Annotated in this window: 2 protein-coding genes; both read left to right on the top strand. The window is 38.0% G+C overall.

Translation table 11 applies throughout. The features are described 5' to 3' along the window. Nucleotides 1-463 precede the first annotated feature (463 nt). A complete protein-coding gene (locus tag J7E16_RS07990) occupies nucleotides 464-1,165 on the top strand; it encodes an ABC transporter ATP-binding protein (RefSeq protein ID WP_214890727.1) in 702 nt (233 codons plus the stop codon). 13 nt (nucleotides 1,166-1,178) lie between these two features. After that, entirely contained in the window at nucleotides 1,179-4,490 is a 3,312-nt protein-coding gene (locus J7E16_RS07985; protein ID WP_353049875.1) for an FtsX-like permease family protein, read from the top strand. Nucleotides 4,491-4,999 lie beyond the last annotated feature (509 nt).

Raw genomic sequence — 4,999 nt, 5'->3', positions numbered from 1 at the left:
AAAAGTGAATAGATATTGAGAAACAGAGACTAGCACCAAACTAAAAATTTAAAAATTTCTTGTTTTTATTATAGCAAGGAAGATACTTTTTTGCATTTTTTTAGTATTTATTTTCAAATAAATGTTGGGTAAGTAATTGGATAAAATCTATCGATACTAAAAATTATAGAATATTGAGTTGGCTGAATCTAAGTAAATATGCCCAAATGACCTATTGAAAATGAAATAGGATCATTTGTAGGTTGTTTAAAAAATTATTTGAAAACTGTTATCTCAAATAATTTTAAATAGCATCGAGCTGATTTCTCACATACTATTTTGCAAATTTACTCAACTTATTTTTTTAGTGATTTTTAGACAAATACTAAAAAAAATAGTTGGATTAAGTTTGGACTAGAGGGAGTTTCAATAAAATTTATGGTACACTTATAAAAAATTAGTTTAAAGAAATGAAGGTGTAAGAATGTCTTTTGTAGAAATAAAAAATGAGTTTAAACGATACAAAATGGGTGATTCAGTTATCGCCGCAAATGATGGGATCTCATTTGAAATCGAAAAAGGGGAATTTGCAGTAATCGTTGGACCAAGTGGTGCTGGGAAATCAACAGTATTGAATATTTTAGGTGGAATGGACTCAGCAGATGAAGGGCAGATACTTGTTGATGGAATAGACGTTGCTAACTTCAACACAAAACGGCTCACGCAATACCGACGCGATGATGTTGGGTTTGTATTTCAATTTTATAATTTAGTTCCCAATTTGACTGCTATCGAAAATGTGGAACTGGCATCAGAAATTTCAACCAAAGCGTTGGATGCTAAAAAAGTTTTAGAAGATGTCGGACTAGGCAATCGCTTAGACAATTTCCCAGCTCAATTATCTGGTGGGGAACAACAGCGAGTGGCAATTGCTAGAGCTTTAGCTAAACAGCCCAAGCTACTATTATGCGATGAACCAACTGGAGCACTAGATTATGAAACTGGAAAACAAGTATTAAAATTATTGCAAGACACCTGCAAAAATACAGGCACAACTGTTATTGTCATTACACATAACAAAGCAATCGCTCCAATGGCTGATCGAATGATTGAAATAAACAATGCAAAAGTACGCAGTGTGACAATCAATGACAACCCTATGTCTGTAGAAGATATCGAATGGTAAGGGGTGGGCAAGAGTGAAAAAGAAAGCGTTATGGAAAGACATCTTCAAAGAGATGGGCAAATCAAAAACCCGATTTTTATCCATTTTTGTCATCATTACATTAGGAGTGGCCTTTTTTGCTGGAATCAAAGCAACTGGGCCAGATATGATCGATACAGCAGATCATTATTATAAAAAGACAAATCTAATGGATACAAAAGTTGTAGCCACGTACGGACTTAACGAGGACGACCAAACGGTATTAGAAAGTATCGAAGGTGCAGCTGTATCCATGAGTTATAGTCAAGATGTTGTTTTTGAGAAGAACAGTTTAGTTGCTAAATTAATGAGCTACTCTTTAAATGAGGAAAAGGCACAAAATAAATTTGTTATTAAATCTGGACGGTTGCCAGAAAAAACGGGTGAAATTGCTTTAGATAACAATAATAGAATGACCAGTGCTTACAAAATCGGCGATACGGTCTCTCTTTCTTCAGAAGACGAAGAAACAACATTGAAGGATTCATTTGCCGCAACAACTTACGAAGTAGTCGGTTTTGTGAACAGCCCGAAATACATTGAAAACTATGCAAGAGGAACCAGTACAGTCGGAAAAGGGACCTTAGACGGATTTGCTGTTATTCTTGAAGAAGACTTCACTTTAGACGTTTATACAGAAGCTTATCTATCTTTTGAACAGAATGAGTCACTTGTGTCTTATTCGTCAGAATATGAGGGAAATATCGAGGAACAAACAGATCAAATTGAAAAAGCAGTTGAACAAAGACCAGAAGCCCGCTTAGCTGAAATTCGTGCTGAAGCTCAAAAAGAGATCGATGATGGACAAGCTGAAATTGACGATGCCAAGCAGCAATTAGCCGATGGTCAAAAACAGTTGGACGATGCTAAAGCAACTCTGGATCAAGGCCAAGCAGACTACGACGAAGGGTCGGCTGCTTTAGAAACGCAAATAGCTAATGCTCAAGCTACGATCGATCAGAAACGTCAAGAATTAGAAGATGGCAAAGCCGAATTAGCTACAAATGAAGCCGACTTACAAGCAGCCCAAAAGCAGCTTATTGATGCCCGTGCTAATTTTGAAACAGAAAAGGCAGCTGCAGAGCAATCCTTAGCGGATGGAGAAACCTTTGTTGAAAATGCCAGAGCGGTATTAGCCATCCCAATTGAAAGTGTACCAGTTGAAACGCAAACGAGCATCACGCAAGCTGCCACTGCTGTTGATACTTCGCTTGGAGAAGCCTTTACAGGGTACTTTGCTGGAGTTGTTCCTAAGAGCACAGTTTCAACTGCAATAGATGGAGTGGCTATAAATTTTGCTGAAACACGCGCGCAATTAAAGGCAGCCGAAGCTGATTTGGTAGCCAATGAACAAAACGTCGCACAAGGGTTAGCCGATCTTGAAGCTGCAAAAACAACTCTGGCTAACGGCGAAGCTCAATTAGCTGATGCTCAAGAACAGTTAAATCAAGAAAAAGCCAAAGGAGAAGCTGAACTAGCTGCAGCCCTTGAAAAACTAACCACAGGACAAACAGATTATGAAACAGCACTGGCTGAATTTGAAAAAGAATCAGCAGATGCCGAAAAAGAACTTGCAGATGGTGAAGCAAAGCTTGCCGAAGCTAAAAAAGACATCGAAGCGTTAGAATTACCTGAATATTATGTGCTCGACCGTTCGACAAATCCTGGATATGGCGAATTCAGTGATAATGCAGATAGAATATCGGCTATAGCGCAAGTGTTCCCCGTCTTCTTTTTCTTGATCGCCGCACTGGTTTGTTTGACCACAATGACTCGGATGGTAGAAGAAGAACGATTGCAAATTGGAACCTTAAAAGCTTTAGGGTATTCAAATTGGGATATTTCTAAAAAATTCCTAGTGTATGCCTCAGTAGCTAGTATCTTAGGAACGATTATAGGTTTAGTTGTTGGATACCAATTATTCCCTCAAATTATCTTTAACGCATATGGTTCAATGTATAATTTACCAGCTGTTCGGATAACCTATTACATTAGTTATGGTGTTATTTCCTTTACAGTAGCATTTCTTGGAACTGTCGCAGCAGCTTATCTAGCTACACGTGTAGCTTTAAAGAGTTCGCCAGCTACATTGATGCGTCCAAAAGCACCTAAAATAGGAAAACGTATTTTATTAGAACGTATTCCATTTATCTGGAATAAGCTTGGTTTTATTCAAAAAGTAACAGCACGGAACCTGTTCCGTTACAAACAACGCATGTTGATGACGGTTTTAGGTGTCGCAGGCTGTACAGCATTGATTTTAACGGGGTTTGGTATATCGGATTCTATTTCAGATGTGGCAGATCTACAGTATGGCAAGGTTATGAAATATGATGCCATTGTGGCTCTCAATACAGATGCAAGCGAAACTGATAAATCGGATTATGATGAAGAAATAGCTAAACAAACGGCTATTGAAGAGTCAGTAAAAGTTAGTCAAGAAAGTTACACAGTAGATGTTGAAGGGGTCAATACACAAACCGTTACCGTTTTTGTTCCTGAAACAACTGAAAACTTTGATCATTACGTTCTCTTAAACGACCGTTCTTCTGGTCAAACCTATTCGTTACCCGAAGAAGGTGCGATCATCAGTGAAAAATTAGCTGAACTAATCGATGTTGAAAAGGGCGATCAATTGATTTTGACCGACACAGATAATAAAGAAGTAGGAGTAGTCATAAATGAGATCGTTGAAAACTACACTGGTCACTACGTGTATATGAATAAAGACTATTATGAAACAAGATTCGGAAAAGCACCTGAATATACAACGGAATTATTAAACTATGGCAAAGTCAAAGTAGACGAAGAAGCCCTAGGATCCACTTTGATAGAACAACCAAGTGTTTTATCGATCAATTTTGTAAGTGATGTCAGTGGAGCATTTGAAGAAACAATGGGAAGTTTAGGAGTCGTTACATTGGTATTGATCGCCTCAGCTGGTTTACTGGCTTTTGTGGTGTTATACAATTTGACCAATATCAACGTTTCTGAACGTGAACGCGAATTGTCTACTATCAAAGTGTTAGGCTTTTTCGATAAAGAAGTGACTATGTATATTTATCGTGAAAATATTATTCTTACTGTAATGGGTATTGTCGTTGGTTCAGTATTAGGTATCATGCTGCACAGTTTCGTATTAGATACATCAGAAATCGATCAACTCATGTTTAGCCCAACGATCCAACCATTGAGCTATCTTTACTCAGCAATCATAACCCTCGTATTCTCCGGAATCGTTATGATCGCCATGCATCACAAACTCAAAAAAGTCGACATGATCGAAGCCCTAAAATCAGTAGATTAAAAACAGGATGCTGAACTTCCCGTCTAGACACACAGCGATTTCCAAGATTTGAAAGCAAGAGCATCCTGCGCATTGCGTCAAATATTGGAAATAGCCCAGTGTCTGGGAAGTACAGCTCAACTACAGGATACGGAGTTCGACGTCAAGGCTTGACAGAAAAACAAAGAATCTCGCAGAGGATGTTCCATCCTTGTAGAGATTCTGTTTTTTCCGAGAGCCTGTCGAACGCAGCTCAACTAAAGGATGCGGAGTTCGACGTCAATGCTTGAAAAAAGATTAGTCTATAATCTTTAGATTAGGTGATTTGGTTAAATAGACCATTTAAATTTATTTCGAAAATTTCAAGTTTAAGTTAGCCACTTGTAGCTATTCTATTTTACGCCTTACTTTCTAGCTATTGAACTGAACTGAGTTGAGCCCTAATTGTTAAATTCTCAAGGATCAAACAGCCGTACGTTCTTGTTTGAATGACTTCACGAAACAGTCTTGTGGTGTCGGATAATCTAGGA

Origin of the sequence: Carnobacterium sp. ISL-102 (assembly GCF_018612935.1) — a bacterium.
Taxonomy (GTDB): Bacteria; Bacillota; Bacilli; order Lactobacillales; family Carnobacteriaceae; genus Carnobacterium_B; species Carnobacterium_B alterfunditum.
The sequence above is the reverse complement of the archived record's forward strand: the minus strand, read 5'-3'. Positions and strand labels throughout refer to the sequence as shown.

Excerpts from the sequence above, each read along its gene's own strand:
- J7E16_RS07990 (WP_214890727.1), top strand. The coding sequence starts at position 464 with ATGTCTTTTGTAGAAATAAAAAATGAGTTTAAACGATACAAAATGGGT.